Here is a 25,836-nt window from a genome sequence, read left to right as displayed (position 1 = left end):
TCCCCCAGGGGATCGGGCCCTTCTACGTGCGACTGGTGAGCGTCAGTTGCCGCCGGTGAGCTTCTCGCGCAGCGCCTGCAGCGCCTCGTCGGAGGCGAGCGAGCCGCCGTCGTCGGTGGCCTCGACGTCGCCGCCGGAGGAGTACGAGGTGGCCTCGCCTGCCTCGGCGTCGGCCGCCTTGGCCTCCTGCTGCTGCTTGACGTGGGCCTCCCAGCGGGCGTGCGCCTTGGCGTACTGGTCCTCCCAGGTCGCGCGCTGCTCGTCGTAGCCCTCGAGCCACTCGCCGGTCTCGGGGTCGAAGCCCTCGGGGTAGACGTAGTTGCCCTGCTCGTCGTAGGTGGCCGCCATGCCGTACAGCGTGGGGTCGAACTCCTCGACGTCGGCCGCGGTGACCGTCTCGTTGGCCTGCTTGAGCGACAGCGAGATCCGGCGCCGCTCGAGGTCGATGTCGATGATCTTGACCATCACGTCGTCGCCGACCTGGACGACCTGCTCGGGGATCTCCACGTGGCGCTCGGCCAGCTCGGAGATGTGCACCAGGCCCTCGATGCCCTCCTCGACGCGGACGAAGGAGCCGAAGGGCACCAGCTTGGTGACCTTGCCCGGCACGATCTGGCCGATCTGGTGGGTGCGGGCGAAGTGCTGCCAGGGGTCCTCCTGCGTCGCCTTGAGCGACAGCGAGACGCGCTCGCGGTCCATGTCGACGTCGAGGACCTCGACGGTGACCTCGTCGCCGACGGTGACGACCTCGGAGGGGTGGTCGATGTGCTTCCAGGACAGCTCGGAGACGTGGACCAGACCGTCGACGCCGCCGAGGTCGACGAACGCACCGAAGTTGACGATCGAGGACACGACGCCCTTGCGGATCTGGCCCTTCTGGAGCTGGGTGAGGAAGCCGTGGCGGACCTCGGACTGGGTCTGCTCGAGCCAGGCGCGACGCGAGAGCACGACGTTGTTGCGGTTCTTGTCGAGCTCGATGATCTTCGCCTCGAGCGTCTGGCCGACGTAGGGCTGCAGGTCGCGGACGCGACGCATCTCCACCAGCGAGGCGGGCAGGAAGCCGCGCAGGCCGATGTCGAGGATGAGTCCACCCTTGACGACCTCGATGACGGTGCCCTCGACGACGCCGTCCTCCTCCTTGACCTGCTCGATCGTGCCCCAGGCGCGCTCGTACTGGGCGCGCTTCTTGGAGAGGATCAGGCGGCCTTCCTTGTCCTCCTTCTGGAGGACCAGGGCCTCGACCTTGTCGCCGACCGAGACGACCTCGGACGGGTCGACGTCGTGCTTGATCGACAGCTCGCGGGAGGGGATGACGCCCTCGGTCTTGTAGCCGATGTCGAGGAGGACCTCGTCACGGTCGACCTTCACGATGGTGCCGTCGACGATGTCGCCGTCGTTGAAGTACTTGATGGTCTGGTCGATGGCGGCCAGGAAGTCTTCTTCGGACCCGATGTCGTTGATCGCCACCTGGGGCGCGTCGTAGTCCGGGAGAATGATGGTGCTCGTCATAGGGGAAAGGGATCCTAGGGTGGACAGATGTCGGATGGCACACCCGTTGTCCGGTTTCACTACCCTTGCCGAGGCCTCACCGAGGACTAGATAGAAGCAGCGAGCCGTTGTCCGCGCGGTATGGGACGTGGGCAGACAACTGGCGCGATTACCGAGTCTACGCGGGCGGCTCCGACGGAGTCCAATGGGCGTCCCCCGATCCGCTGATGCCTCGGAGCAGGGCCTCGGCGGCCGTCGCCACCGGGTTCTGCCCGCGGCGTCCGGCCAGGTCGATCAGCGCCCACAGGTCGGCCGCGCGGGCCAGTTCGAGGGCCTCGGACGGCGGGGTGCCGCGGCGCCGCTGGTAGGAGTCGAGGACGGCGTCGACGTAGACCGGATCGCGCTCGAAGCGGAGCACGTTGCCCAGGTCGGTGAACGGATGGCCGGCGTGGGCGTACTCCCAGTCCAGCAGACCGGTGATCGCGAGGGTGTCGGGATCGACGAGCAGGTTCTTCGGGTTCAGGTCGCTGTGCACCAGGCAGGTACGGGCGGCGGTGTCGAGGAGGTCCTGGGCCCGCTCGGCGACGTCGAGCAGGCCGGCGCGCTCGGCCGGGGTCCAGTGCCCGAAGGACTGCTCGTCCCGCTCGACCAGCTCGACCAGGCCGTCGGGCCAGTCGGGACCGAAGGGCTCGATGCGCAGGTCGCTCCCGACGAAGCCTCCGGGACCGACCATCGGCATCCCGCCGAGGATGGCGACCAGGTCGCCGACGTTGCGGCCGAGGACGGCGAGCCCGTCGGCGTCGAGGCGGGGCCAGACGAGGTCGCCGCGCTCCCCCGGCAGGTGTGAGGTGAGCAGGAGCGCGGGCAGTTCGGCGCGCGCCCGTCGCAGCTCGCGGACGTCGGCGACCGGCACCAGTCCGCGCACCAGCCCGAGCAGCGCGGCGTCCACCTCGGCCCGGCTCGGGTCGCGGCCGTAGATCCGCACGACGACCGGGTCCTGAGTCTCGTCGGCGACCCGGGCGAGGAAGGTCTCCCCCGACCAGCCGCCCGCGAGCGGCTCGAGCGAGGCGAAGTCACCGAGGTCGTCGAGCACAGGGGGACGCTACTCGGCCTTTCGGGTGGATTGGCTTCGGCGGGTGCGGGGAACGCCGAAGCCATGAAGATGCTCCTGAGCGCCTTGGGCGCTTTCTTCCTGCTCGCCGCCGCCGTGGTCGGCCTGGTGGTCCTCGTCGCACTCGACGGCAGCCTGCACACCGACTCCACCGAGTCCTGCGTCTCGGCTCCCGACGGCTCGACCCAGAGCACGAACACCGACTGTGAGACCACGGACGAGGCCGGCGGTCTGCTCGTCGTCTCGGTGTTCGGCGGCGCCTCGCTGGTCGCCGGCTCGCTGCTGCTCATCGGCGCCGGCGTCGCCCCGGCCAAGCAGGCCGGTCGCCCGGCCTACGCGAGCGCAGGGCCGGGCGGGCCGCCGGCGGGTCCGGGGTGGAGCGCCCCGGGGCACTGAGCCTGCATCCAGGCTGAGCGCAGGTCTCGGCTCGGGAGGACTACGGTGCCTGCATGCCAGGCGCCGACCCGCTCGCTCCCGACTCGCGCCACCATCCGCCGCTGCCGGCCTCGGTGCGCTCGGATCGCCGAGCGATCACCGAGGAACAGTCGCGCCGGGCGAACGGGCCCGACTGGGACCGCTACGCAGACGAGTATCAGGCCACCCACGGCGCCTTCCTCGGCGACGTCGGCTTCGTGTGGGGCCCTGAAGGCCTCACCGAGGACCAGGCGCAGGTCCTCGGCACCCCGGCGGCTCTCGCCGGGCGCGACGTCCTGGAGGTCGGTTCGGGTGCCGGCCAGTGCTCACGCTGGGTGCGCGCCCACGGCGGCCGGGCGGTCGGCCTCGATCTCTCCTTCCGCCAGCTCCAGCACGCCCGTCGCATCGACGAGGAGACCGGACTCGCGGTCCCCTCTGTACTCGGCACCGCCACCCAGCTGCCCTTCGCCGACGACTCCTTCGACGTCGTCTTCTCCTCCTTCGGAGCGCTCCAGTTCGTGCACGACATCCAGGCCGCGGTCGCCGAGACCGCGCGGGTGCTGCGTCCCGGCGGGCGGTTCGCTTTCTCCATCACCCACCCGACGCGCTGGATGTTCCCCGACGACCCCTCCGAGGCAGGCCTGACCGCCAGCCAGTCCTACTGGGACCGCACGCCCTACGTCGAGGTCGACGACGCGACCGGCGAGGTCACCTACGCAGAGCACCACCGCACCCTCGGCGACTGGGTCGCGCTCCTCGCCGGGGCCGACTTCGTCATCCGGACGCTGCTGGAGCCGGAGTGGCCCGAGGGTCACGACCGGGTCTGGGGCGGCTGGTCGGCCGTGCGCGGCCGCCTCACGCCGGGGAGCGCGATCTTCGCCGCCGACCTCCAGCGCGCCACGCCGATCAGCGCGACCGCAACGACCTGAGACTGAAGGTCGCCCGCGCCCGACGCCAGCGCGACTCGCCCGCGTTCAGCGCATCCAGCGTGCGGTGAACGCGAGCCCAGTACTCACGAGCATCGGTCGGGTTCGGCGGCTCTGCTGTGTAGATGCTCCGATCGGCCTCGTCTGCCAGGTCGGCAGTGCCGTCGATGGCCCGTGCCTGAGTGGGACGCGCTACCCCTACCGGAACGTCGTGCCCGAGGTCACGCGCCCGGTCGACCAGCTCGTCCCAGGCTCCGGCGTAGCGGGTGCTGACCGCTCCCCCGCCGAGGCGGCGCCGGCGTCGCCACCACTTCGCCATCGGCACCGCTCCCGCTGCCATCGCTCCCAGCGGGATCGCCAGGAGCCACCAGGGTCGACGATCGGCGGGCCCGGAGTCCTCGGCGACCGTCTCGTCGGGTCGGTTCGTCTCCGGCGGCGGCTCGTCCGGGCGATCATCCTGCTCGGGCCGCGGGTGGTAGTCGCGCGGGGTCGGGAAGGTGGCGTCGAGACGGTCCGGTGGACGCCGCCCCATGAACGTCTCGGTGGGAAGGGTCCTCCACGTGCCGTCCGCGGCACGCAGCTCGACCCAGGCCGTGACGTCGGACCCGCGCACGACGCCGTCGTCGGGCACGATCGCGCCGACCACCACCCGGGCAGGCACTCGCATCCGGTTGGCGAGCAGCGCCATCGCCGCGGCGTACTGCTCCTCGTCGCCGACCGATGGCACCGCCAGCAGGAAGTCCGTGGTCAATCGATGCAGGTCGTGTCCGGCGCTGAAGGACTGCTCCCAGGACTGCACGCCATGGCTGTATCGGCCTTCCTTGCGGATCCCGGCGGCCACCTTGAAGACGGCGTCGACCGGGGTCAGGGCGGTGTAGCCGGACTTCCAGTACGCGATCACCTGGTCGAGGACGGGACCTTGTCGATACAGATCTTGGTCGAGCAGTGTCGACTCGCGCATGTCCCGGTCCGCCAGGACGTCGGTGTCTCGGGTGATCACTGTGTAGCTGACGTCCTGGGTCAGACCGTCGGGCAGCACCGCCGTCTGCGTGGCGGGGTTGTAGAGCAGCTCGTCGCCCAGCTCATCGTCGGGTCCGTCGAACTCGAAGGACTGGACGGCGCCGATCGTCGGCACCCACGGGCGCCGCCACTCGCCGGTCGCTCGGATCGTCACGGTGCGTTCGGCGCCCGATGCCGGATTGCGAGTGGTGGACGAGACGTGAAGGAAGCGGTCGTCGTCGCGGGCGGGGTCGGTGTCGTTCTCGGCCGACCACGACTGACCGTCGTACTGGTCGAGCGCTGCGAACCGGAGCCGGGACCCACCGGGCAGCCCGTCGACGAAGAACAGTCGACGGTCGCTCAGAACCAGACTCCGGAACTCGTCCAGTGGCGTTCTGATGCCCGCGACCGAGTACGGGCGGACCTGGTCGCGCAGCACGAAGCGGTCGCCGTCGGATCGATCGTGGAGCAGCTGGACCGAGAGGAGCGCGCATCCCAGCACGATGACGGCGGCCAGGACGGCGCGCCGCCGTCGTCCGGGATCGAGACCGAACCGCGCTCGATCGAGGCGATCTGCGCGCAGCCGCACCCAGCACGCCATCAGCAGCGCGGCGCCCGCGCCGAGGCCCACGATCGACGCGGGCTCGTGCTGGCCGAGCACGAGCACGACCGCCAGGCCGGGGATCAGCGCGAGCAGCGGCGCCGCGGGGATCCGGGACCCCATTGCCAACGACATCGAGAAACCGGCGCTGAGGATCGCGGTGAGGATCGGCGGCAGCAGGGCGGCCCCGTCGGAGTCGATCGGCGGATGCGTGACCAGCAGCGTGCGCCATATCTCGCCGGTACTGGTGAGACCGTCGAGGAAGACGTCCCAGCCGTCGATCGCGAGACTGCCCCTGGACAGAGGTCCGGCGGCCGCCACATATCCGAGTGCCAGCGCCAACCCCACCAGCTCGCCTCGACCACCCGCGTCGCGGACGACGATCACCACCATCACGGCGAGCACGGCAGCGGCGAGCCCAGCGATCCACCAGCCCGACCCGGCGAAGGTCGTGCGCCAGCCGAGCAGGACGATTCCCCCGCCGATCAGCGCACACAGCACGTCGGAGGCCGCCGGACCTCCTCCGGCCGGCTCGCGCGCGACCTGTGGCGACGGGGCGATGCTCGTCGATCGAGAGCTCATCGGGCCGGGCCGAACACACTCGCCGCGAGCGCCGCGGGCAGTTCGGCCATCCGGCGCACCCGCAGCATCCGGGAGGGCCCGTCGCCGAACCCGCGCGGGGGCTGATCGCGGGCCTCCCCCGGGAGCCAGCCGGTCACCACGCCCAGAAACTGGACGTCGGGCGGGAAAGCCTCCCGCGCAGCCGCGATCCGGGTCAGCTCCCGCCGCACCCCCGACACCAGGATCAGCTGGCTCGACCCGGGGGCCGACCGGGCCGCGGTCACCGCCGTCTCCTCGAGGTCGTCGGGGCCGAGGACGGCGCGGCACGTCGCATCGAGGATCAACGAGACCTCGTCGGCGGCGAGCGTGGTGCCGCAGGCGAAGGTGACGGGATAGGCCTCCTCGGCGAGCCGCGCAACGACCGAGGCCGCGATCGACAAAGCGAGCTCGAAGTCCTGGGGGCGTGGGTAGGCCGCCTCGGCACGATCGACGACGACCACGACGTGGCTTCGACGCGTGTCGTGGTACTGCCGCACGTGCAGGACCCCGGCACGTGCCGAGGAGCGCCAATGCACGTGGCGCAGATCGTCGCCCGGCACGTACTCGCGCAGCGCATGGAAGGACAGGTCGCTCATCGAGATCTCTTCGCTCGCCGTTGCGTCATGCTCGGGGACGTGACCGGTCGCCATCGTGCCGACCGGGATCATCCGCGGGCGCACGGCCAGGTCGGCGACGTTGGTCCAGTCGCGTAGGCGCAGGAAGAGTCCGAGCGGGTCCGATCGCCGTTCGGCGACGGGGCCCACCTCCGCGATGCCGCGCTCCATCGCCGGTAGCACGACATCTTGACGATGCGTCTGCCCGTGCTTGAGAACCGGGAGCCGCGCGAAGCTCTGCGCCTCCTCGGTCGCGGACCTCATGGGCACGACCACCACCGGGTTGCGCACCGAGCGGCGACCTCGGTTGGTCACCCACAAGGTCGCGCGTCCCGAGCGTCCTGCGGTCGTCGCCGCCGGGCGGAGCTCGAGACGAGCCTCGACCCGACTCGGCGTCACGAGTAGCACGGCGCCGAGGACGAGGACGAGCAGGCAGAACAGCGCCACGACCAGCAGCTCGCGATAGCCACCGATCTGCCCGGCCACCGCGGAGGAGACGCCGAGGAGGATCACCGTCCATCCCGTCGGCGTGATCGCTCGTCTCAGCGCAAGGACTCTGTCACGCACGATCGCGGGGTGGCGGTACTTCACGAAGGAGGCGGTCGATGACCTCATCGACGCCCACTCCGCTGTACTGGGCGTGGGCGTCGAGGAGGATCCGGTGGCAGAAGACGGGATGAGCCAGGTCGGCGATGTCTTGCGGAACGACCGCCGTACGCCCCATCGAGGCGGCCCATACCTTCGCGACACGGATCAGGGCCAGGCAGCCTCGAGCCGAGAGGCCGAGCTTGACGTGCTCGGCCTCGCGAGATGACTCGGCCAACCGTCGGATGTACCCGATGAGCGCAGGATCCACGTACACCTGGGTCGCAGCCGCGGCGAGCTCACCGACGGCCGCTCTGGTGAGCAGCGGATGAACCAGCGCCGCGCGATCACGCACCCCTGCATCGAGCAGCAGCTGCTCGGTGGCCTCCGCGTCGGGGTGGCCCACCGAGGTCTTCATCAGGAATCGGTCGAGCTGGGCCTCTGGCAGCTGATAGGTGCCGGCTTGCTCGATCGGGTTCTGGGTCGCGATCACCATGAAGGGGGACGGCACGTCGTGGGTGATGCCGTCGACCGTGACGTGCCCCTCCTCCATCACCTCCAGCAACGCCGACTGGGTCTTCGGCGAGGCCCGGTTGATCTCGTCGGCGAGCACGATGTCGTGGAAGATCGGGCCACGGTGGAACTCGAAGGTGCCCCGATGCTGGTCGTAGACCGTGACCCCGGTGACGTCGGTCGGCAGCAGGTCCGGCGTGAACTGGATGCGTGCGTGACTTCCCTCGACCACGTTGGCAAGCGCCCGAGCCAACATCGTCTTGCCCGTTCCGGGCAGATCCTCCAGGAGCAGGTGGCCCTCGGCCAGCAGGCAGCTGAGGGTCAGGCGGACGACTCGCTCCTTGCCCAGCAGGGCGCGGCCCATCGCCGCCACGACCTCGTCGAAGATGCCGTGGAAGGTGTCCGCCCGTTCAGCGGCCAGCGTCACCGAGGAGACCCCACTCACGGGGCCGGTCAGGCGTTCGGGCCGTCGGCGTAGACATCGTCGCTAGCGGTGTCGGTAGGTCGACGCTCCTCGCGCAGCACCAGGAAGAGCCCGCCCACCAAGGCGATCAGTCCGCCGACGATGCCGCCGATCGGCACCCACTTGGTCACCAGGTCGAGCGAACGCTGGTTGCTCTTCGCATCCTCGACGTTCTTCTTCTGCTGCTCCTCGGTGAAGCTCAGGTTCAGTTCGAGGGCCTGAGGACCGTCGTCGATCCAGCGCTCCTGGTCGTCGGTCTGATGGATGATCGCGCCGGTGATGGGATCGATGTAGATCTCCTTGGTGCTGCTGTAGGTGCCCGTGATCCCCTCGGCGACCTCGATCGGCGCGTCCTCGACGACGACCTTGTACACGTAGGTGGTCATGCCCTGGATGCGCTGCTCACGGTCATAGACCGCGTCGACGGCCATGCCGGCAGTGCCGTCCCAGTACGGGTAGGTCTTCTTCTCGGCGTCGAACGGCCACTTGTTCTGCAGGCCCTCGGCCTGGGGACTCCCCTCGGGAAGGAAGTTCCCATTGGGAACCGTCAACGCGGTCTTGCGGTCGGTGGCGAACAGGCTCGTGCTCGCGCTCAGCAGACGGGGATCGGTGTCGTCGACGCAGTCGGGCACATCGCCCTCATCGATCATCAGACACGAGTGGTTGACGAAGACCGCGACGTCGTCCGTCGATGCTTCGGAGTCTTGCTTGGTGATGCTCGAAGCGACCACGGGGCCGACCTCGATCTCGCCGGTGGACGTGTCGATCTTGCCGCCGGTCCCGGCCAGGTGGGTCACCGAATCGACGTCCTTCGGCGTTCGTTTCACCACGCCCGGCGCCCAGATCAACGCAACAAGACCGGCGACTAGCAGGAACCCCCCTACTGCGAGCAGCACTCGACCCAAGATGGTTCGCACCGACAAACTCCTCTCGCCGTCCCAGTGACGTCGCCGAACCGTAACGCATCGCTACCGGCAAGTACACGAAACTCGCGGCGCAGATCTCCGGCGACCAGTCAGGCCGGTTGGATCAGCGTCGGCGCAGCACCAGTGCGAGGTTCCAGGTCAGGAGTTCTCGCGCGATCGGCACGCGCAGCACCCACCGGGCCCACCAGGGGTGGTAGCGCGGCAGGACGGCCACCACGTCAGCCTGGCTCTGCGTGCCGGCCCACCGCAGTGCGTCGGCGACGGTGACCTTGAACAACGACTCGCCGTAGCGGTTCTTCGGCTCGCGCCCGTGGGTGCGCCGGTAGCGGGCGCGCGCCCTCGCACCCCCCAGGAAGTGCCACGGCGCGGTCTCGTGCCCGCCCCACGGCCCGTACCAGACCGTGTAGCTCAGGTAGACCGTGCCGCCCGGACGCGTGACCCGGAGCATCTCCTCGGCCATCCGCCATGGATCGCTCACATGCTCGAGGACGTTGGAGGAGTAGCAGACGTCGACGCAGCCGTCGCGGAACGGCAGCGCCATGCCGCTCCCGAGCACCGTGCCGTCCGGCACCCGTCCGAGCCCGGACAGCTCCCCCACGTCGGCGTCGAGTGCGACGTAGCGAACCCCGGCAGCGCGGAACGCGTCGCGAAAGTAGCCAGGGCCGCCACCGACGTCGAGCAGGAGGACTCCCTCGAGATCGGTGTACTCCGACAGCTGCTCGACCGAGTCCCGAGCGAGCGCGGTGTAGAAGCGCGGCGGGTCGGGCTGCTCGTAGCGGAAGGCACGCAAGAGCTCCACGGAACGTTTGAGGGTGGAGCGCCGCGATCGGCGCGGGCCGCCACGCCCAGGGTTGGCGATCACAGCGTGAACCCTAGCGGCGTGCTCTACCGTGTCGCGGATGCATCAGCTCGACGCCCTCGCCGGAAAGCACGTGGTCTTCCTCAGCTGGCGAGACACCCGTAACCCCGAGGGGGGCGGAGCCGAGCGGTACCTGGAGAAGGTGGCCGAGGGTCTCGCGCGGCTCGGCTGCAAGGTCACGGTCTTCTGTGCCGCACATGCCGCCGCTCCTCCCGAGGAGACGGTGCGCGGCGTCCGGTATGTGCGCCGTGGTTCCAAGCTGACGGTGTACCTGCGCGGCATGATCGCGCTGGCGTGCCGCCGGTTCGGCCACGTCGACCTGGTCGTCGACATCCAGAACGGGCTGCCGTTCTTCTCCCGAGTGGTCACCCGAGTCCCGGTGGTCGTGCTGGTGCATCACGTGCACCGCGAGCAGTGGGGCGTGCTCTTCGGGGGCGTGATGGCCAAGGTCGGATGGTGGATCGAGCGCCGCTTCGCACCGTGGCTGTACCGCAACTGTCAGTACGTCGCCGTCTCGCGCGCGACCCGCGAGGAGCTGCGCAGCCTCGGCGTGGACGGCAGCCGGATCGCCGTGGTCCACAACGGGACCGACAGGGTCCACGACATCGACGAGGCCAAGGCCGACCGCCCGACGATCGCCGCGGTGGGCCGGCTGGTCCCCCACAAGCAGGTCGAGCACGCGGTCGACGCCGTGGTGGCACTCCGCGACCAGCACCGCGGAGTCCGTCTGGAGATCGTCGGCGACGGGTGGTGGGAGGCGAACCTGCGCGAGTATGTCGCCTCCCGGGGCGCAGCCGACCTGGTCACGTTCCACGGTCATGTCGACGAGCAGCTCAAGCACCAGATCTATGCGCGCTCATGGGTGCTCGCACTGCCCTCGATCAAGGAGGGCTGGGGCCTGGTCGTGGGTGAGGCAGCGATGCACTCCACCCCCACGGTGGCCTACGCGTCGGCGGGGGGCACCCAGGAGTCCGTGCAGGACGGCGTCACCGGAGTTCTCGTGGAGACTCCGCAGGAGTTCACCGCCGCACTCGACCGGCTCCTCGGCGACCATTCCCTGCGCGGCACCATGGGGGCCGCTGCGATGGACCTGAGTCACTCCTACACCTGGGAGCACGCTCAGGAGTCGTTCGGGGTCGTCGTCCTCGCGGCCCTCGAGGGTCGGCGGCTCGACGCCCAAGACCCCGACGAGGGCGCCTGACCGAGTCAACCCGGCCGGGGGTCGGCCTACTGGCCGTACCGGGCCTACTGGCCGTATTCGATGACCGGCTTCTCGACGCTGATCGGGGACTTGTCGGGTGCCGCGGTCTGGCTGCTCACGAGCCCGACGATGCCGGCCGCTCCGAGCGCGCCACCGACGACCACCGACGCAACAAGCGTCACAATGCTGCTGATCCCCACGATTGCCTCCTAGTCGGGCTACACCCTAGCAGCGCGATCGCCAGGTTTGGCACTTACCGCCCCGATCGGCGCGGGTCACGCTGGCGACGTCGTGACGCCGCCCGCACGACGGCCAAGCCGAACCCCACCGCGCCACAGCCGAGGAACGCCGTCCACGCAGCCACCATGGCTAGCAGCCAAGAACGTGGCCGGTCCGGCTCGTCCGGTGAGTCGAGCTCGACGACGAGCAGGTCCCCCTCGAGCAGTACGTCGCCGGCGACCTGCGGCGGGGCGTCGCCGGCGGCGGTGCGGTCGGTCACGACGATGCCGATGCCCTCTGCGGCCAGTGCCCTCGCGCGTTCCTCCGGGGTCCGACGCTCCAGTGCGGCGCGTACCCGATCCACCCGCGGATCCTCACCGGCGATGGTCGTGCCACCCACGACGAGCACATCGCTGGCGACGTAGTCGTGCGACAGGTACCGCCAGACGGGGTCGAGCACCTTGCGTCCGTCGTTCCACTCCGGCTGTCGATAGCTCGTGAGGGGCAGGCTCAGCACCGCCCCCGGGGCCTGGGCGATGGCGGCGCGCGCATCGACGTAGGACTGGGGATACTCGACCGCGGTCAGTCCTCCGGCGTGGACCCCGTCGGGTAGCAGCACGATCGGTGCGGCCACGAGCACCGGCGCGAACACGAGCCGGGCGGCTGCCTCGGGAGCCAGGACACGCAGGGCCGATTCGACGCCGTGGGCCACCAGCACACACAGCAGCGGTGCACACAGCGCCAGGGCGCGTGCGCCGTCTCGGAACAGCCCCGCACCGGGGACCGTGCCGAAGAACCACCCGGATGCCTCCGGCGCGATCCAGGTCGCGACGGCCAGCACGTAGCCGATCAACGCGATCACGACCAGTGCGACGGCATCTCGCCGTTCGGTGCTGCGCCACCAGGCTCGCGCACCCCCGACGGCGAGCGCACCCAGCACCGCTGTGGCGATCCACCCGAGCAGCCCGGCTCGGGTGTCGGGCACGACCTCGGAGTTCCAGATGCCACCAAGGGTCAGGGCGGCCAGTGGAGCCGGCAGGGATCCCTCCTCGGCGAGCGCGAACGCGCGGGCGCCGCTGCTGGCCGTTGTGGCGGTACCTGCGTGCAGCAGCCCGCTCACCAGCCACGGTGCGTTCGCAGCCATCACCAGACTCGCGATCCGGAGCAGTTGCACCGGCCGGGTGGTCGCGGCCATGGCTGTCAGCGTGATCGCTGTGACCAGACCCGAGCTCGCGCTCAACGACGCGATCGGCAGCACGACGCAGAGCCACGGCGGGATCCGGCCAGAACGCCGCCACCGGGCCGCACCGACGACGATCCAGGGCAGCGCCGCGTAGGCCACCAGGACGGGCCAGTGGCCGATGTGCAGCCGCTCGACCACGAACGGATTCCACTGGTAGACCGACACCGCGGCCAGTCGCCCGGCCAAGGGCAACCCGGTGAGCAGTCGGTTCGCTCCCAGCCCAGCGCCGATCAGGGCACCGAGGAGGACCAGCTTCTGGAGGAGCTCCCCCGGCACGATCTCATCGAGCACGGCGACCACGGCGTCACTGGGAACGGCCCGCGGGAGACCACTCGCCAGACCGAGCGCGTCAGCGCCGAGGGTGAGGTCGGGCACCCACACCATGTCGTAGCTGAGGACGAAGCCCCTGCCGAGCGCGGACCAGAGCATCAAGACGGCCAGCGAGATCGACCACAGCGCCGGCAGAGCGGACTTGACCGCGAGATGCCGCGCAGGTCGATCCCCTCGCGCGTGACTGGCCACGACCGCGATCCAACCACGAGCCTGTCGATACCTACTGACCCCTTGCCGGAGACTAAGGTCCCTCCGGTGACCTCCCCCAGCGACGACTCGACCGGACTGCGCGGCAGCGCCGGAATCGCTGTCGCAATGCTGGTCGCCAACGTGGCGACCTATGGATTCCAGGTCGTCGCAGCGAGGTTCCTCGGGCCCGCCGAGTATGGCGCGGTGGCCAGCCTGATGGCGTTTCTTCTGGTCCTGTCCGTGCCGCAGCTCGGGCTGCAGGCGACGGCGGCCAGGCGAATCGCCGCCGACCCCGAGCACGCACCTGTCGTGGAACGGGCGATCGTCCGGCTCTCCTACCGGGTCGGGCTCGTCCTGGCCGTGGGATGCCTCGCCCTGACACCGCTCCTCGCGCACGTGGTCCGCCTCGACAACATCTGGCCCGTCGTGCTGATGGCACTCTCCACGGCCCCCTTGACGGTGGTGGGCGCGCAGGCCGGGGTACTGCAGGGCGAACGTCGATGGCGCTCGCTCGGAGTGGTCTACCTGGGCCTCGGCGTCGGTCGACTCGCCGTCGGGACGGCGTGCATCGTCCTGCGTCCCGATGCCACTGCGGCGATGGCCGCGGTCCTGGCCGCGATGTTCATACCGATGGCAGCGGGCTGGATCGCGCTTCGCCGACCGCGCGAGGCATCGGCAGCCCCCGCCGGCACCCTCCGCATCCGTAGCGTGCTCTCAGAGATCGGCACGAGCTCCGCGGCCCTGCTCGCCTTCTTCGCGCTGACCAACGTCGACATCCTGATCGCCCGCCAGATCCTCGACGAGCACACCGCGGGCCTGTACGCCGGCGGCCTCATCGTCACCAAAGCGGTCCTGTTCCTACCGCAGTTCGTGGTCGTGGTCCTGTTCCCATCGATGTCGAACGACACCTCGCGCCGCGCCGCCCTGGTCCACGGGCTGCTGGTGATGGCCGGCACAGGAGTGGCCTGCACTATCGGTGCCTACGCGCTAAGCCCAGTGGCGCTGCTGTTCGTCGGCGGCGCCGACTACGCGGAGGTCGAGTCACTGCTGTGGCTGTTCGCCTTCCTCGGCATCCTGCTCGCGACGCTTCAGTTCCTGGTCTACTTCGCGCTGGGGCGGCAGAGCCATCGATCGACGTACCTCATCTGGTGCGGCGTGGTGTCGATCATCGTGGTGGGCCTGAACCTCGACGGTCTCGCCCCGTTGGCCTACTGCGTCGTGGCGATCGACGCGATCATGGTCGCGGTGCTCGCCACTCTCGCGCTCCGCGGCGTCGATCGTTCTGTCCCGGTCAGCTAGCTGGCACCAGGACGCCCCTCTCCACGGTCGTCACGCACGCGCCGTCGCCGCCGCTCACCCAGGCGTCGACGGCGCCGGCGAGCCCGGTCACCGAGATGTAGGCCTCGCCCACGCCGGCCGGTATCGAGACCGCCTGGTCGACCCCATCGATCTCGACATGCATCACGCCGGCCTTCCCGGCCAGGTAGGAGAGCCGGAGGATCCGCTTGTCCGACACCGCGTCGAGAGTGAGCAGTCGGCGCGGCTCGCGGTTCAATGCCCACCCACACTGCGGCGCCGGTCCTGTCTCACTGACGTCGACATATGACAAGCGCATGGGCACCACATGTCCTGACCCGTCGACGCCGTACGGGACGGTTCCCGGCCGGTCGAGGACCTGACGCATGCCGACCGACCCGAGGAGCATCTCCGAGCTGCGGAGCAGGGCTATGTCGTCTGGTGCGTAGGCCGAGGAGATCGATGCGCCCGGATCGGACCCGACACCCTCCACGAGGTTCTCGACGTATCGACGCGCCTCCTCGTGCTGTACAGACGGTGCGAGCAGCGAGGTGGTGACCAGCCCGCTGACGGCGACGGCGGATGCGAGGGCGACCGGAATCGCGACGCGCGACCAGGAAGCGCGGCGCGAGGTGCCGACATCTCCCCCGCCCTCGTCCACCGGCGGCCGGCGTCTCGGTGCAGCGAAAGCCGCCGAGACGGCGATGAGCACCACCGGCACCGCGTCGGTGAAGTAACGCGGATCGCGTGAGACGAGGCCGAGGAACTCCGCACGACCCGCGAACAGCAGGAGGGCATCCCCGGCCACATAGCCCACCGCAAGGATCCAACCGGCAAGCGCCTTGCGGCCGCTACGCAGCACACTGGCCACCACCACGAGGAGCACCAGCACCAGGCCGATCACCTGGACGGCCAGCGGTGCGTTGGGGAAGGCCGAGTTCGAGGCGCCGTAGCCCGTCCACGGACCTCCGAACATCCCAGGGATGAAGACCTTCAGCAGCATGTCCTGCAGAGCTTCGGGGACGTCCTTGCTCACGGCCCCGCCGAACGACTCCGATGTCGTCAAAGACAGATAGACCGCGATGTAGACGACGAGCACGCCGACCAATGCGCTCCAGAGCCACCACAACCCGCGCCACGCCCGAATGCGCTCGCGCAAGGGCAGCCCGGCGCCCAGCACGAGAACGTCGACGGCGACCAGCACCGGAAGCACCACGGCACTCTTCTGCCAGCACAGCAACCCGAACGTGAACCCCAGGACCGACACCAGGCCCCACGGCCAGTTCCCCGTACGACGCAAGCGCACCAGCCCGAGGAGTGCGGTGAACATCGCGATGTGCAGGGTGAATGCCTCGACGCCGGAGGCGAACCAGGTGGCACCTACCAGGCTGATCGGGGTGAACAGGTACGCGGCGAGCGGGATCAGGAGCCAGATGCGTCGTCCGAAGATCTGACACAGAAGAATCCAGAAGAGCAGGGCCGCGACGAGCTGCAAGGCGACCAGGGCGATCACGGCGGGCACGAACGTCACCCCGTCGGCGAGGCTCAGCACCCAGTAGAACGCGAACGGTCCGAACTCCACGTGCTCGTTGTGCTGGCGCACGATGAGTTCCTTGCTCAACCCGACCCGGTGCGCCATGTCCAAGTGGACGAAGTCGTCCTGCCAGTAGTACGAGCCCTGTGCGATCGCCAGGCGCACGACTGCCTGAGCGACGATGAGGCACAGCCCGGCCACCACGACCGGGTTGGACCGGATCGAGTGCGCCAGGACCCTCAGGCGGCTGCGGACCGAGCGCCGGCAGGCGGACCACGACGCGGTTCGCGCACCGAACGCGACAGATCCGACCAGCAGTCCCACTCCCAGGCCGGCGACGAGGTTCGCCGACGTCGGGGGCCTACCGCCGAGTGTCGAGGAGGCCCAGGCCGAGAGCAGGCCGGAGGCCACGATCGACACCAGTCCGAGGGGGACCGCCACGGCGCGCAGGCGACGCATCGCCGGTGCCACGAACCCGAGTGCGGCAGCCGGGCCGCCCAGGGCGAGGAAGCCCGTTCCGCACAGACCGAGCGCCACCCACCGCCGGACCCCGGTCAGCGAACGGCGGGGTCCCGACTCGGTGACGGGCTCCCGATCGCCGGACGCACCGGTGCGACGCTCGCTCCGGCGCTCGGTGATCTGTCCGTAGGCCGCTGCGAGGACCAGCAGCACGGCGAGTACGAGACCGATCAGCAGTCCGGCACGATAGATCCCGTCAGGCCGGTAGGCCAGGACCACGCGGCCACCCTCCCCAGCCGGCACGATGTAGCCCTGCTGCCAACCGTCGAGGCTGACCGTCTCCAGGCTCTCGCCATCGAGCGTCGCGACCCAGCCGTCGTTGAGGTTCTCCGGGACTCGCAGCACCGCCGCGTCACCTGGGCCGACCTGAACCTCCCGATGCGAGTCCGACCAGGACTCCACCTCGACCGATCGAGCCGACCGCGCGGTGTCGGCCACCGCGGCACCGTCCACCGGTCGCCAACCCAGCGTGGCAGGGCGGAACTGGAAGCTGGGCACTGCCTCGATCAGATGGCGTCCCGGCGCCAGGTCCACCGGGCCGTCGCACACGGTCCAACGCAACGGGGTGCCGAGTCGCACGTCGTCGACGGTTCCGCTGACCGACGTCGATCGCGCGACGCCGTCGACGATCACCTGCGGGCCGAGCCCACACACCGCGCCGGTGCGGGCGTCGAGGTCAGGGGCGTGGGCGAGCCCGTTCAGACCGCCGACCTCGATCTCGCCGATCCCGAGGGGCGCGCGTCGGGTCGTGACGTCGTCGCCGCGCCGCAGCGTGATCGTGACCCGCCGGCCGGTCCGAAGCGGCTCGAAGGAGTTGTCGAAGCCCAGGTCCACGGTGCGCGACTCACCTCGCGAGCGGATCACCGCGACGGTCGGCGTGACGCCGCGCCCAGGGGCCCCGAAGACCTTCAGCGAGTCGATCGTCCTGCTCTCGGGCAGTCGTAGGACCAACCGCGCTTGCGGAGCTCCCGGTTCGCTCAGCCACGGGGTTCGCGGATCGCCGTCGAAAGCGAAGACCCCGGAGACCGCGGGATCGCCGGCGAGCACCGAGTAGGCGCGCGCATCAACCTTGCCGTCCAGGGGCGCCAACAGTGCGGCCGCTGCTCGCGTCGGTGCTGCGACGACGGTGCCGCTGAGCTCCCAGGAACCAGCCTCCGTGACCTCGACCAGTCGATCGATGCGCCCTGCATCAGCGGGGTCGACACGATCCGACGGCGTGCAATTGGGTCCGAGCCCGATGTCGACGCAAGCGCGACGCGGCGGGTCGGTCCGCAGCACCAGGGAGTCGATCGGCCGTAGCGGGGTCGAGATCGCCGTTGCGCGCCCCGTCGGCACCGCCGGCAGGGACACCTCCGAGATCGCGACGTGCCCGAAGGCGGGGTTCTCCCCTCGGGTCTCCTCAGCCGCGATCCGAACCCGGTCGATCGGCGCGGCGGGCACCGGAACCAGCAGGACGCCGTCGGCGGGGACGCCGTACACCGCTTCGAACACCTGGCCGTCGGTGTCCCGCATCGTCACCCGGGCCCGTACGACGGTCGCACCAGACGCGACGTCGGCGAAGGTCACCGCCATCGAGCCACCTTCGACCGGCTTGACGAGGTCGAGCTGGAGCCACTGATCGGTACTCGAACGCAACGAGCCGGACTGCCACGCAGTGTTGGCGTTGCCGTCGAACGCGGCGCTCGGCGCGAACTCGGGACGCACGGCGCCATACTCGTCGGCGTAGCCCCGCGACGAGGAGGCCGTCACCATCGCGCCGGCAGGCTCTGAACTGACCCGCGGCACGCTGGGAACCCCGGGGAAGTCGACCTGCCGGCGGTCCTCGTGCCGGGGCTCGCCCCGAGCACGGATGTCACTGGTCGCGTCGTGGACCCTGCCGAACTGTCGCTCGACGTCTGCGTAGGAGTCGCCGACAACGGCCGGGGCGTCGCTGCCCTCGGTGTTCGGCTCGATGATCGCGGGCGCGGCGGACAGCAGGCCCGCTTCCATCGCAGGCAGCAGATCGTCCGGCGATCCGACCACACGTGGGATCTGCTCGAGGTCGAGCAGGCTCACACCGCTGTCGGCGCCCTCAACCCGGTAGACATCGATCATCGGGACCCCCGCGAACCCGCTGTCACCGAACGACGCCACCGGAGCTATCCCCGGAGAGCGGAGCAACGCGGTCTCGGCACGATCCGCGGGGACCGTCTCGGTCCTGAACGGATCGAGATCGCGTCGCAGCACGACGTGGGTGATTCCCCCGCGGGCGAGCATCGCGGCCAGCTCAGGGCTGCCCTCGCCGGAGTTGATCCGTCGCTCGATGGTGTCGAGGTAGCGGGCTGTCGGCCCGGGAACCAGCGGCACCTGGCTCCGGGTGACCCATGCCGAGCGCGCCTCGCCCTGAAGCGGTTCGTCGATCGTCCAGCCCCACGACTGCAGACCGAAGCCGGACCCCGGAAGCACCAGCGCTCGACTGTCGGGCTGGTCGGCAAGGTAGTCGGCCGTCTGAGCCCACGCATCGGGCCGGTGGTCGAAGCCCGGCATCCGAATGTCCCCGGCGAACAGGGGCAGGCCTGCGGCCAGGACGCCGACGGCGATGACACCGCCGACCCAGCGGCGAAGTTCGGCGTCCCGGACCCGCCGGCACAGCAGCCCGAACGCGTGCGCCGCGCCCAGGGCCAGCGGAAGCCGGATGATGGGATCGACCTTGTGCACGTTGCGCAGCGGCGCGAGGACGCCGTCGAGCAGGCTCTGCACCTCCGAGGCGAGCAGTGAGCCCCCCGTCGCGACGTTCCCGGCGGTCAGACACAACAGACCGATCACCGCCGAGGCCACCAGGACTCCCCGCGCGGGCATCTGACGATGAACCAGGCCGCCCAGTCCGAGCGCGGTGATCGCCGCGCCGAGGATGATGAGCGCTGGTGTGGTCGCGATGGCGTGCGCACCTGGCCACCACGGTTGGTCGCCGATGACGAAGTAGCCGAGCCAGTGCTCCGAGCCACGTACGTCGTTGGCCCATCCGGTGGAGTTCGTGGTCGAGGAGGCCGTCTCGATGAAGTCGAGGAAGGGCGGGCTGTACCGTCCGAGCAGCAGCAACGGGATGGCCCACCAGGCTGTGGCCGCCACTACTGCGAGGGCACTCCAGGCCACCAGGGCGACGTCTCGCGAGCGTCTCGCCACATCGAACATCAACAAGATCAGCAGGGGGAACGTCGCCACCGTCCCCGCGGCGTTCACCCCACTCATGAACAGCAGCGCCACACCCGTCCACAGCGCCGCCTGCCGGTTGCTCAGCCGGCCGCTGCGCGCGAGCACGAGTGGGAGAACCGCCCACGGCAGGACCGCGGTCGGAAGGACCTCTCCGCTGAGGATCCCCACCGCACCGAGCAGTCTGGGCGAGAGCGCATAGACCAGGCCGCCGATGATGGCCGACCCGCGACCCGCGCCGAGCGCACGCGCCACCGCACGCGTTCCCTCGAACGCGCTGATGAGGAGGAGAGCCGACCAGAGTCGCTGCACCACCCAGTCCGGCATCGAGACCAGCTCACCGAGCAGGAAGAACGGCCCCTGGGGGAACAGGTATCCGTACGCCTGGTTCTGGAGCTCGCCCATCGACGAGTCCGGGTTCCACAGATGCAGGCTGCGGGCCAGGAACTCGCCCGGGGCGGCAGTCAGGTCGTACTTGGTGTCCCAGGTCGTGCGACCCGGTTGCTGCAGCAGGTTCGCGCCGATCAGCAGCACCCACACCAGCACCCGGGCGGCCGAGACACCGTCGAGCGGAGCCGGGAACGACCAACGGCGCCACGCTGCGATGGTGTGCCTCCCGGGGCTCGTGACTACTCGTGCGTAAGGTGCGGCGCGAGTGTAGTCACTGACCCTAGGATGTCCGCGTGCCACGCCAGAATCCGCTAGCTCCCGACGCGACCTTTGCGCAACTGTGGGAGGTCGCCGACCGGATCAAGGGCTGGCTCACCCGGGACCAGGCCCAGCTGTTGCACGACGAGGCAACCCGACTGGCCCCCGGTTCGGTCGCCCTGGAGATCGGGAGTCATCAGGGCCGCTCGACGGTTGTCCTCGCTCACGCGCTGCGTGCGCGCGATGCCAGCTTGATCGCGATGGATCCATTCGTCGAGGGCCGGCTCTTCGGAGGCTCCCCCACCCGTGCGATCTTCGAGCGGAACCTGCGCGACGCCGCCGTCGAGGACGTCGTGGAGCTGATCCCCGAGTACTCGACGCGGGCACGCCCCACCTGGAACCGCCCCCTCGACCTGCTCTACATCGACGGAAAGCACGACTACTGGACCCTGTCGGACGACCTCAAGTGGGCGCGCCACCTACCGGAGGACAGCGTGGTGCTGATCCACGACTGTTTCTCCTCCATCGGGGTGACGCTGGGGATCCTGCGACACGTCCTGTTCTCCGACGACCTCGCCTATGAGTCCCGAGCGACCTCACTCGCGCTATTTCGTCGGCGGCGCGTCACTCCTCGCGATCGACTGCGGTTGATCGCCCAGCTCCCCTGGTGGATCCGTAACGTCGGGATCAAGGTGCTCCTCCGGCTGCGGCTGCGCTTCGTGGCTCGGGCGCTCGGGCACGACTCGCCCTACGATCCGTACTGACCCGCCGTACTGACCCGCCATACTGACCCGCCGGCGATCACGGGTGGGAGCCGGGTGAGTAGATCCGGCGCTCCAGGTAGGAGCCGTCTCCACGGCGCAGCTCTGGACGGACGATGTCGTCGTAGCGGATCCGGCGCCGTCGGATCGCGCGCTGGCGGCGCCAGGTCACCACGTCGGTGGCGGCGGCGATCACCGACGCCCGCACGTCCTTGGTGTGCCCGGGTTGCTCGAGTGCGACCCGCATGAAGTCCGAGGGCACCTCGCCCTCGATCCGGTAGGCGATCCGGTCGGACCAATGGAGCATGACCACACGATCCTCGAAGCGACCGTCGAGAACTCGGGCGACCGCGTTCTCGAGTCCGGTGCGCTCGAAGTATCGGCCGATCTCGGGATCGGCCCACCGGCTCGACTTCGGCTCGAAGGTCAGGGTCGGTGGTGCGGTGCTCTCGTCCAGCCGGATCCACCACACGTGACTCGGGAAGTCGACGATCTTCGCACTGGCGGCTTCAGGTACCTCGATGTACCCGGCTCGGGAGACCCGCATCAGCTCGTCCATCACCCTGCCGGGGTCGGGAACGTGCTCGAGCAGGTTCGAGCAGATCGTGTAGTCGAAGGCGCCGTCGGCAAAGGGCATCTCAGCCGCGTCGGCCGCGAAGAGAGGCCTGCTCACCCTCGCCGACCGCGTGCCCGAGCGCTGCCCGGCGAACTCGTCGCCGACGTAGCGATCGAGGAGGACATCGGCCCGCCACGACGGCTTGTCGCCGCTGCCGACGTCGAGGACCAAGGCGTCGTCGTCGACCGGGAAGGAGAGACGGCGGTCGATGAACAGCCGCACCTGACTCGCGAAGGACACGGGCGCCAGTGTGCCAGCGGCTGACCCGACCACCTCGACTCGGTTCCCCGAGCGTCGAGGTGTCAGAACTCCTCGACCTCGACGCCGGCCTCCTCCAGCGCCTCACGGACCGAGTCCTCGAGCTCGCCGGCGTAGGTGAGGCTCTCGAGGTTCGGGAACCGCTCGGGCGTGACGTCGACCCAGGTCTCGACGTCGTAGAGGTCGTCCTCGCCGTCCCAGCTGGGCGCGAGCAGCAGGAAGATGCCGTTCCCGCCGTCCCAGGTGAGGTCGGTGACGGTGGCGAGCTGATCCTCGGTGATCTCCAGCTCGCGAGCCCACTTCTCGGCCTCGGGGATGCGCTTGGCGTACAGGTCGCCGTAGAGCAGGCCCTCCGCACCTTGGAAGTCGATCCCGCGCTCCCCCTCGAGCCAGTCGTGACCGTTGTCGTAGGGCGGCTCGAGCCCCTCCTCCTCGATCAGGTGGTCGATCACCAAGAGCTTGACCACGAAGTCGGTGAAGGGCACTGCGGACTCAGACATCTATTGCTCAACCGTTCGGTTCGGACGGGTTCTCCCGTCGATGAGTGGTACGGCTTCCGACTACCACCCGGGTCGGCCGGCCAAACCGGCCGAACGACCGGGTCTCGACACGTCGGTTCACCCGCCTCGCTTCGCTCCGCGGGTGACTCCTTGCTCGACCACCATCGACGAGGGCGCGCGCTCGCAGGCTCGCGCGCCCCTCGTCAGTGCGCGGCGTCGTGCCAGGAGCGGCCGGTGCCGACCGAGACGTCGAGGGGCACGGTGAGGTCGGCGGCCCCGGCCATCTGCTCGCGCACCAGCGCCTCCAGCGTCTGCGCCTCACCGGGCGCGACCTCGAACACGAGCTCGTCGTGGACCTGCAGCAGCATCCTCGAGCCCAGGCCGGCCTCGTCCATCGCGGCCTGGGTGCGGAGCATCGCGACCTTGATGAGGTCGGCCGCGGAGCCCTGGATCGGGGCGTTGAGCGCCATCCGCTCGGCCATCTCGCGACGCTGCCGGTTGTCGCTGTTGAGGTCGGGCAGGTAGCGGCGGCGTCCCATGATGGTCTCGGTGTAGTCGTCCTTGCGAGCCTGCGCCACGACGCCGTGGAGGTAGTCGCGGATGCCGCCGAAGGTCTCGAAGTACTCATCCATCAGGCCACGAGCCTCCGCGGGCGCGATGCCCAGCTGCTGTCCGAGACCGAAGGCCGACAGGCCGTAGGCCAGGCCGTAGTTCATCGCCTTGATCTTCGCGCGCTGCTCGACGCTGACCTCCTCGGCCGGCACGTCGAACACACGCGCGGCGGTGATGGAGTGGAAGTCGCGGCCGGAGCGGAAGGCCTCGATGAGCAGCTCGTCGGCCGAGAGGTGCGCCATGATCCGCATCTCGATCTGGCTGTAGTCGGCGGTGAGCAGGCTCTCCTGGCCCTCGCCGACCACGAAGCCCTCGCGGATCCGGCGGCCCTCCTCGGTACGGATCGGGATGTTCTGGAGGTTCGGCTCGGTGCTCGAGAGCCGGCCGGTGGCCGCGATCGTCTGGTTGAACGTGGTGTGGATGCGGCCGTCGGGAGCGACGGTCTTGAGGAGTCCCTCGATGGTCTGCCGCAGCCGGATCACGTCGCGGTGCCGCAGCAGGTGGGCCAGGAACGGGTGCTCGGTCTTGACGTACAGCGACTGCAGCGCGTCGGCGTCGGTGGTGTAGCCGGTCTTGGTGCGCTTGGTCTTCGGCATGTCGAGCTCGTCGAAGAGCACCACCTGCAGCTGCTTGGGCGAGCCGAGGTTGATCTCCTTGCCGATCGCGTCGTAGGCCGCCTCCGCGGCGGCGCGGACCTCGGAGTCGAACTCTCCCTGGAGCGACTCGAGGTGATCGATGTCGACGGCGATGCCGGTCTGCTCCATGCGCGTCAGCAGGTGCACCAACGGCAGCTCGACCTGCGCCAGCAGCTCGGTGCCGCCGCGCTCGGCGAGCTGCTCGTCGAGGGCCTCGGCGAGGTCGAGGACCGCGCGGGCGTGCAGCATCGCCGGACCGGCGACGTCGGTCTCCTCCTCGAAGAGCGCCCCCTGATCGGCGTCGGCCTCGGCTCGCTCCTCCTTCAGCTCGCGCTTGAGATAGCGCACGGTGAGGTCGGCCAGGTCGTAGGAGCGCTGGTCGGGGCGCACCAGGTAGGCGGCCAGCGCGGTGTCGCTCACCACGCCCCGCAACGGCCAGCCGTGGGCCGCGAGGGCGAGCTCGGGCCCCTTGGCGTCGTGGAGGACCTTGGGCCGGTCGGGGTCGGCCAGCCAGGCGGCCAGCGCGGCGTCGTCGTCGGGGGTGAGGCCGGCGACGTCGAGGTAGGCCGAGCGGCCGGTGGCGGTGGCCAGACCGAGGCCCTCGACCCGGCCGGTGCCGGCACCCCACGCGCCGCGCACGTGCAGGCCGGTGCGCTCGGCGGCCTCGAGCTCGGCGAGCCAGGCTCCGAGCTCGCCGGGGGCGACGACCTGTCCCTCGAGCGCGAAGCCGCCCTCCTCGATCACCTCGGTCGACTCGATCTCCTCGAACAGCCGGTTGCGCAGCACGCGGAACTCGAGGCCGTCGAAGAGGGTGTGGACCTCGTGGCGGTCCCACGCCTGCCGGGCGAGGTCGGCCGGGGTGCGCTCGAGGTCGAGGTCGCGGACCAGGGCGTTGAGCCGCCGGTTGCGCATGACGTCGCCGAGGTGAGCGCGCAGGTTGTCGCCGGCCTTGCCCTTGACCTCGTCGGCCCGGGTGATGACGTTGTCGAGGCCGTCGTAGAGGCCGAGCCACTTCGCCGCGGTCTTCGGGCCGACGCCGGGGATGCCCGGGAGGTTGTCGGAGTCCTCCCCCACCAGCGCCGCGAGCTCGGGATAGCGAGCCGGCGCGACGCCGTACTTCGCCTCGACCGCCTCGGGTGTCATCCGCGCCAGCTCCGAGACGCCTCGGGTGGGATAGAGGACCGTGGAGTGCTCGGTGACCAGTTGGAGCGAGTCGCGGTCGCCGGTGAGGATGAGCACCTCCATGCCGTCGGCGAGCGCCTGGGTGGTGAGCGTGGCGATGATGTCGTCGGCCTCGTAGCCCGGCTTCTTCAAGAACGGGATCCGCAGCGCGTCGAGCACCTCCTCGATCAGCGGCAGCTGGCTGCTGAACTCGCCGGGAGTCTTCTGCCGCTTGGCCTTGTACTCGGAGTACTCCTCCATGCGGAAGGTCTGGCGCGAGACGTCGAAGGCGACGCCGATGTGGGTGGGCTGCTCGTCGCGCAGCACGTTGATGAGCATCGAGGTGAACCCGAAGACGGCGTTGGTGAACTGCCCGGTCGTGGTGGAGAAGTTCTCGACCGGCAGCGCGAAGAACGCGCGATAGGCCAGCGAGTGGCCGTCGAGCAGGAGCAGGCGCGGGCGGGCATCGTCGGCGGTGGTGGGTGCCTCGGTCACGTGCTCGACCCTAGCCGCCGCCACCGACGCTGCAGTGAGGGCCGGAGGCGTTGCCGTCTGGGAGGCTGGGCGCCGACGAGTGAGGAACGAACTCGTCGGCGCCGACGAAACCTCGTGGGCCTCCCCCACCAGCGTCGGCAGCGACGGCCGCCGGGGTTTCGTCAGCGCTCGCTGACGCTCGCTTGCTCAACCTCCGGCCGCCGCACCCCCTCGGAGGTTGAGCAAGCCGACGAGTGAGGAACGAACTCGTCGGCGCCGACGAAACCTCGTGAGCCTCCCCCACCAAGGTTGGCAGCGACGGCCGCCGGGGTTTCGTCAGCGCTCGCTG

At 69.9% G+C, this 25,836-nt stretch carries 18 protein-coding genes; 5 read left to right on the top strand and 13 right to left on the bottom strand.

Going from position 1 to position 25,836, the window contains the following annotated elements:
• Window positions 1–42: 42 nt before the first annotated feature.
• Window positions 43–1,509: a 30S ribosomal protein S1 gene (rpsA, locus tag WMR31_RS10525; RefSeq protein ID WP_340538766.1), complete on the bottom strand. Its 1,467-nt coding sequence runs from the start codon at window positions 1,507–1,509 to the stop codon at window positions 43–45.
• A 157-nt stretch (window positions 1,510–1,666) separates the two neighbouring features.
• Window positions 1,667–2,581: a phosphotransferase family protein gene (locus WMR31_RS10520; protein WP_340538765.1), complete on the bottom strand. Its 915-nt coding sequence runs from the start codon at window positions 2,579–2,581 to the stop codon at window positions 1,667–1,669.
• Window positions 2,582–2,644: 63 nt separating this feature from the next.
• On the opposite strand from WMR31_RS10520, the gene WMR31_RS10515 reads away from it, so the two are divergent.
• A complete protein-coding gene (locus WMR31_RS10515; protein ID WP_340538764.1) occupies window positions 2,645–2,995 on the top strand; it encodes a hypothetical protein in 351 nt (116 codons plus the stop codon).
• Between the two features lie 53 nt (window positions 2,996–3,048).
• Entirely contained in the window at window positions 3,049–3,942 is an 894-nt protein-coding gene (locus tag WMR31_RS10510) for a class I SAM-dependent methyltransferase (RefSeq protein WP_340538763.1), read from the top strand.
• Here WMR31_RS10510 and WMR31_RS10505 read toward each other — a convergent pair.
• The 5 genes from WMR31_RS10505 to WMR31_RS10485 form a co-directional block, all read right to left on the bottom strand.
• Window positions 3,920–6,121 carry a transglutaminase TgpA family protein gene (locus WMR31_RS10505; RefSeq protein ID WP_340538762.1) on the bottom strand — a complete coding sequence of 734 codons (2,202 nt, stop codon included), beginning with the start codon at window positions 6,119–6,121 and terminating at the stop codon, window positions 3,920–3,922. The genes WMR31_RS10510 and WMR31_RS10505 overlap by 23 nt on opposite strands.
• Entirely contained in the window at window positions 6,118–7,368 is a 1,251-nt protein-coding gene (locus WMR31_RS10500; RefSeq protein WP_340538761.1) for a DUF58 domain-containing protein, read from the bottom strand. Before WMR31_RS10500 ends, WMR31_RS10505 begins: the two co-directional genes overlap by 4 nt.
• On the bottom strand, window positions 7,313–8,278 hold the full coding sequence (locus WMR31_RS10495; protein ID WP_340538760.1) for an AAA family ATPase: 966 nt from the start codon (window positions 8,276–8,278) through the stop codon (window positions 7,313–7,315). The genes WMR31_RS10500 and WMR31_RS10495 overlap by 56 nt, the downstream gene beginning before the upstream one ends.
• 26 nt (window positions 8,279–8,304) lie before the next feature.
• The gene (gene pgfA, locus WMR31_RS10490; RefSeq protein ID WP_340538823.1) at window positions 8,305–9,210 is read right to left on the bottom strand and encodes a cell envelope lipid trafficking protein PgfA; all 906 of its coding nucleotides are present in this window, start codon (window positions 9,208–9,210) and stop codon (window positions 8,305–8,307) included.
• Between the two features lie 133 nt (window positions 9,211–9,343).
• Window positions 9,344–10,039 (bottom strand): class I SAM-dependent methyltransferase, encoded by a 696-nt coding sequence (locus WMR31_RS10485; protein ID WP_340538759.1) that lies wholly within the window; start codon window positions 10,037–10,039, stop codon window positions 9,344–9,346.
• Between the two features lie 100 nt (window positions 10,040–10,139).
• Here WMR31_RS10485 and WMR31_RS10480 point away from each other — a divergent pair, with 100 nt between their 5' ends.
• On the top strand, window positions 10,140–11,300 hold the full coding sequence (locus WMR31_RS10480; RefSeq protein ID WP_340538758.1) for a glycosyltransferase family 4 protein: 1,161 nt from the start codon (window positions 10,140–10,142) through the stop codon (window positions 11,298–11,300).
• Window positions 11,301–11,344: 44 nt separating this feature from the next.
• Here the strand turns inward: WMR31_RS10480 and WMR31_RS10475 are convergent, their stop codons facing one another.
• Together WMR31_RS10475 and WMR31_RS10470 are read right to left on the bottom strand one after the other, a co-directional pair.
• Window positions 11,345–11,500: a DUF2613 family protein gene (locus WMR31_RS10475; protein ID WP_340538757.1), complete on the bottom strand. Its 156-nt coding sequence runs from the start codon at window positions 11,498–11,500 to the stop codon at window positions 11,345–11,347.
• Window positions 11,501–11,553: 53 nt separating this feature from the next.
• Entirely contained in the window at window positions 11,554–13,284 is a 1,731-nt protein-coding gene (locus WMR31_RS10470) for an MmpA family trehalose lipid delivery protein (RefSeq protein WP_340538756.1), read from the bottom strand.
• Between the two features lie 66 nt (window positions 13,285–13,350).
• Here WMR31_RS10470 and WMR31_RS10465 point away from each other — a divergent pair, with 66 nt between their 5' ends.
• Entirely contained in the window at window positions 13,351–14,583 is a 1,233-nt protein-coding gene (locus tag WMR31_RS10465) for an oligosaccharide flippase family protein (RefSeq protein ID WP_340538755.1), read from the top strand.
• Here WMR31_RS10465 and WMR31_RS10460 read toward each other — a convergent pair.
• Window positions 14,576–20,368: an alpha-(1->3)-arabinofuranosyltransferase domain-containing protein gene (locus tag WMR31_RS10460; protein WP_340538754.1), complete on the bottom strand. Its 5,793-nt coding sequence runs from the start codon at window positions 20,366–20,368 to the stop codon at window positions 14,576–14,578. The genes WMR31_RS10465 and WMR31_RS10460 overlap by 8 nt on opposite strands.
• A gap of 137 nt (window positions 20,369–20,505) precedes the next feature.
• Here WMR31_RS10460 and WMR31_RS10455 point away from each other — a divergent pair, with 137 nt between their 5' ends.
• On the top strand, window positions 20,506–21,234 hold the full coding sequence (locus tag WMR31_RS10455) for a class I SAM-dependent methyltransferase (protein WP_340538753.1): 729 nt from the start codon (window positions 20,506–20,508) through the stop codon (window positions 21,232–21,234).
• 37 nt (window positions 21,235–21,271) lie between these two features.
• Here the strand turns inward: WMR31_RS10455 and WMR31_RS10450 are convergent, their stop codons facing one another.
• The 3 genes from WMR31_RS10450 to polA all read right to left on the bottom strand — a co-directional run bounded on the left by WMR31_RS10450 (window position 21,272) and on the right by polA (window position 25,508).
• Entirely contained in the window at window positions 21,272–22,087 is an 816-nt protein-coding gene (locus tag WMR31_RS10450) for a class I SAM-dependent methyltransferase (protein ID WP_340538752.1), read from the bottom strand.
• 62 nt (window positions 22,088–22,149) lie between these two features.
• Entirely contained in the window at window positions 22,150–22,605 is a 456-nt protein-coding gene (locus tag WMR31_RS10445; protein ID WP_340538751.1) for a DUF6892 domain-containing protein, read from the bottom strand.
• A 203-nt stretch (window positions 22,606–22,808) separates the two neighbouring features.
• On the bottom strand, window positions 22,809–25,508 hold the full coding sequence (gene polA / locus WMR31_RS10440; RefSeq protein WP_340538750.1) for a DNA polymerase I: 2,700 nt from the start codon (window positions 25,506–25,508) through the stop codon (window positions 22,809–22,811).
• Window positions 25,509–25,836 lie beyond the last annotated feature (328 nt).

The sequence above is a fragment of the Nocardioides epinepheli genome (assembly GCF_037936805.1).
In the GTDB taxonomy this organism is placed as follows: domain Bacteria; phylum Actinomycetota; class Actinomycetes; order Propionibacteriales; family Nocardioidaceae; genus Nocardioides.
The sequence above is the reverse complement of the archived record's forward strand: the minus strand, read 5'-3'. Positions and strand labels throughout refer to the sequence as shown.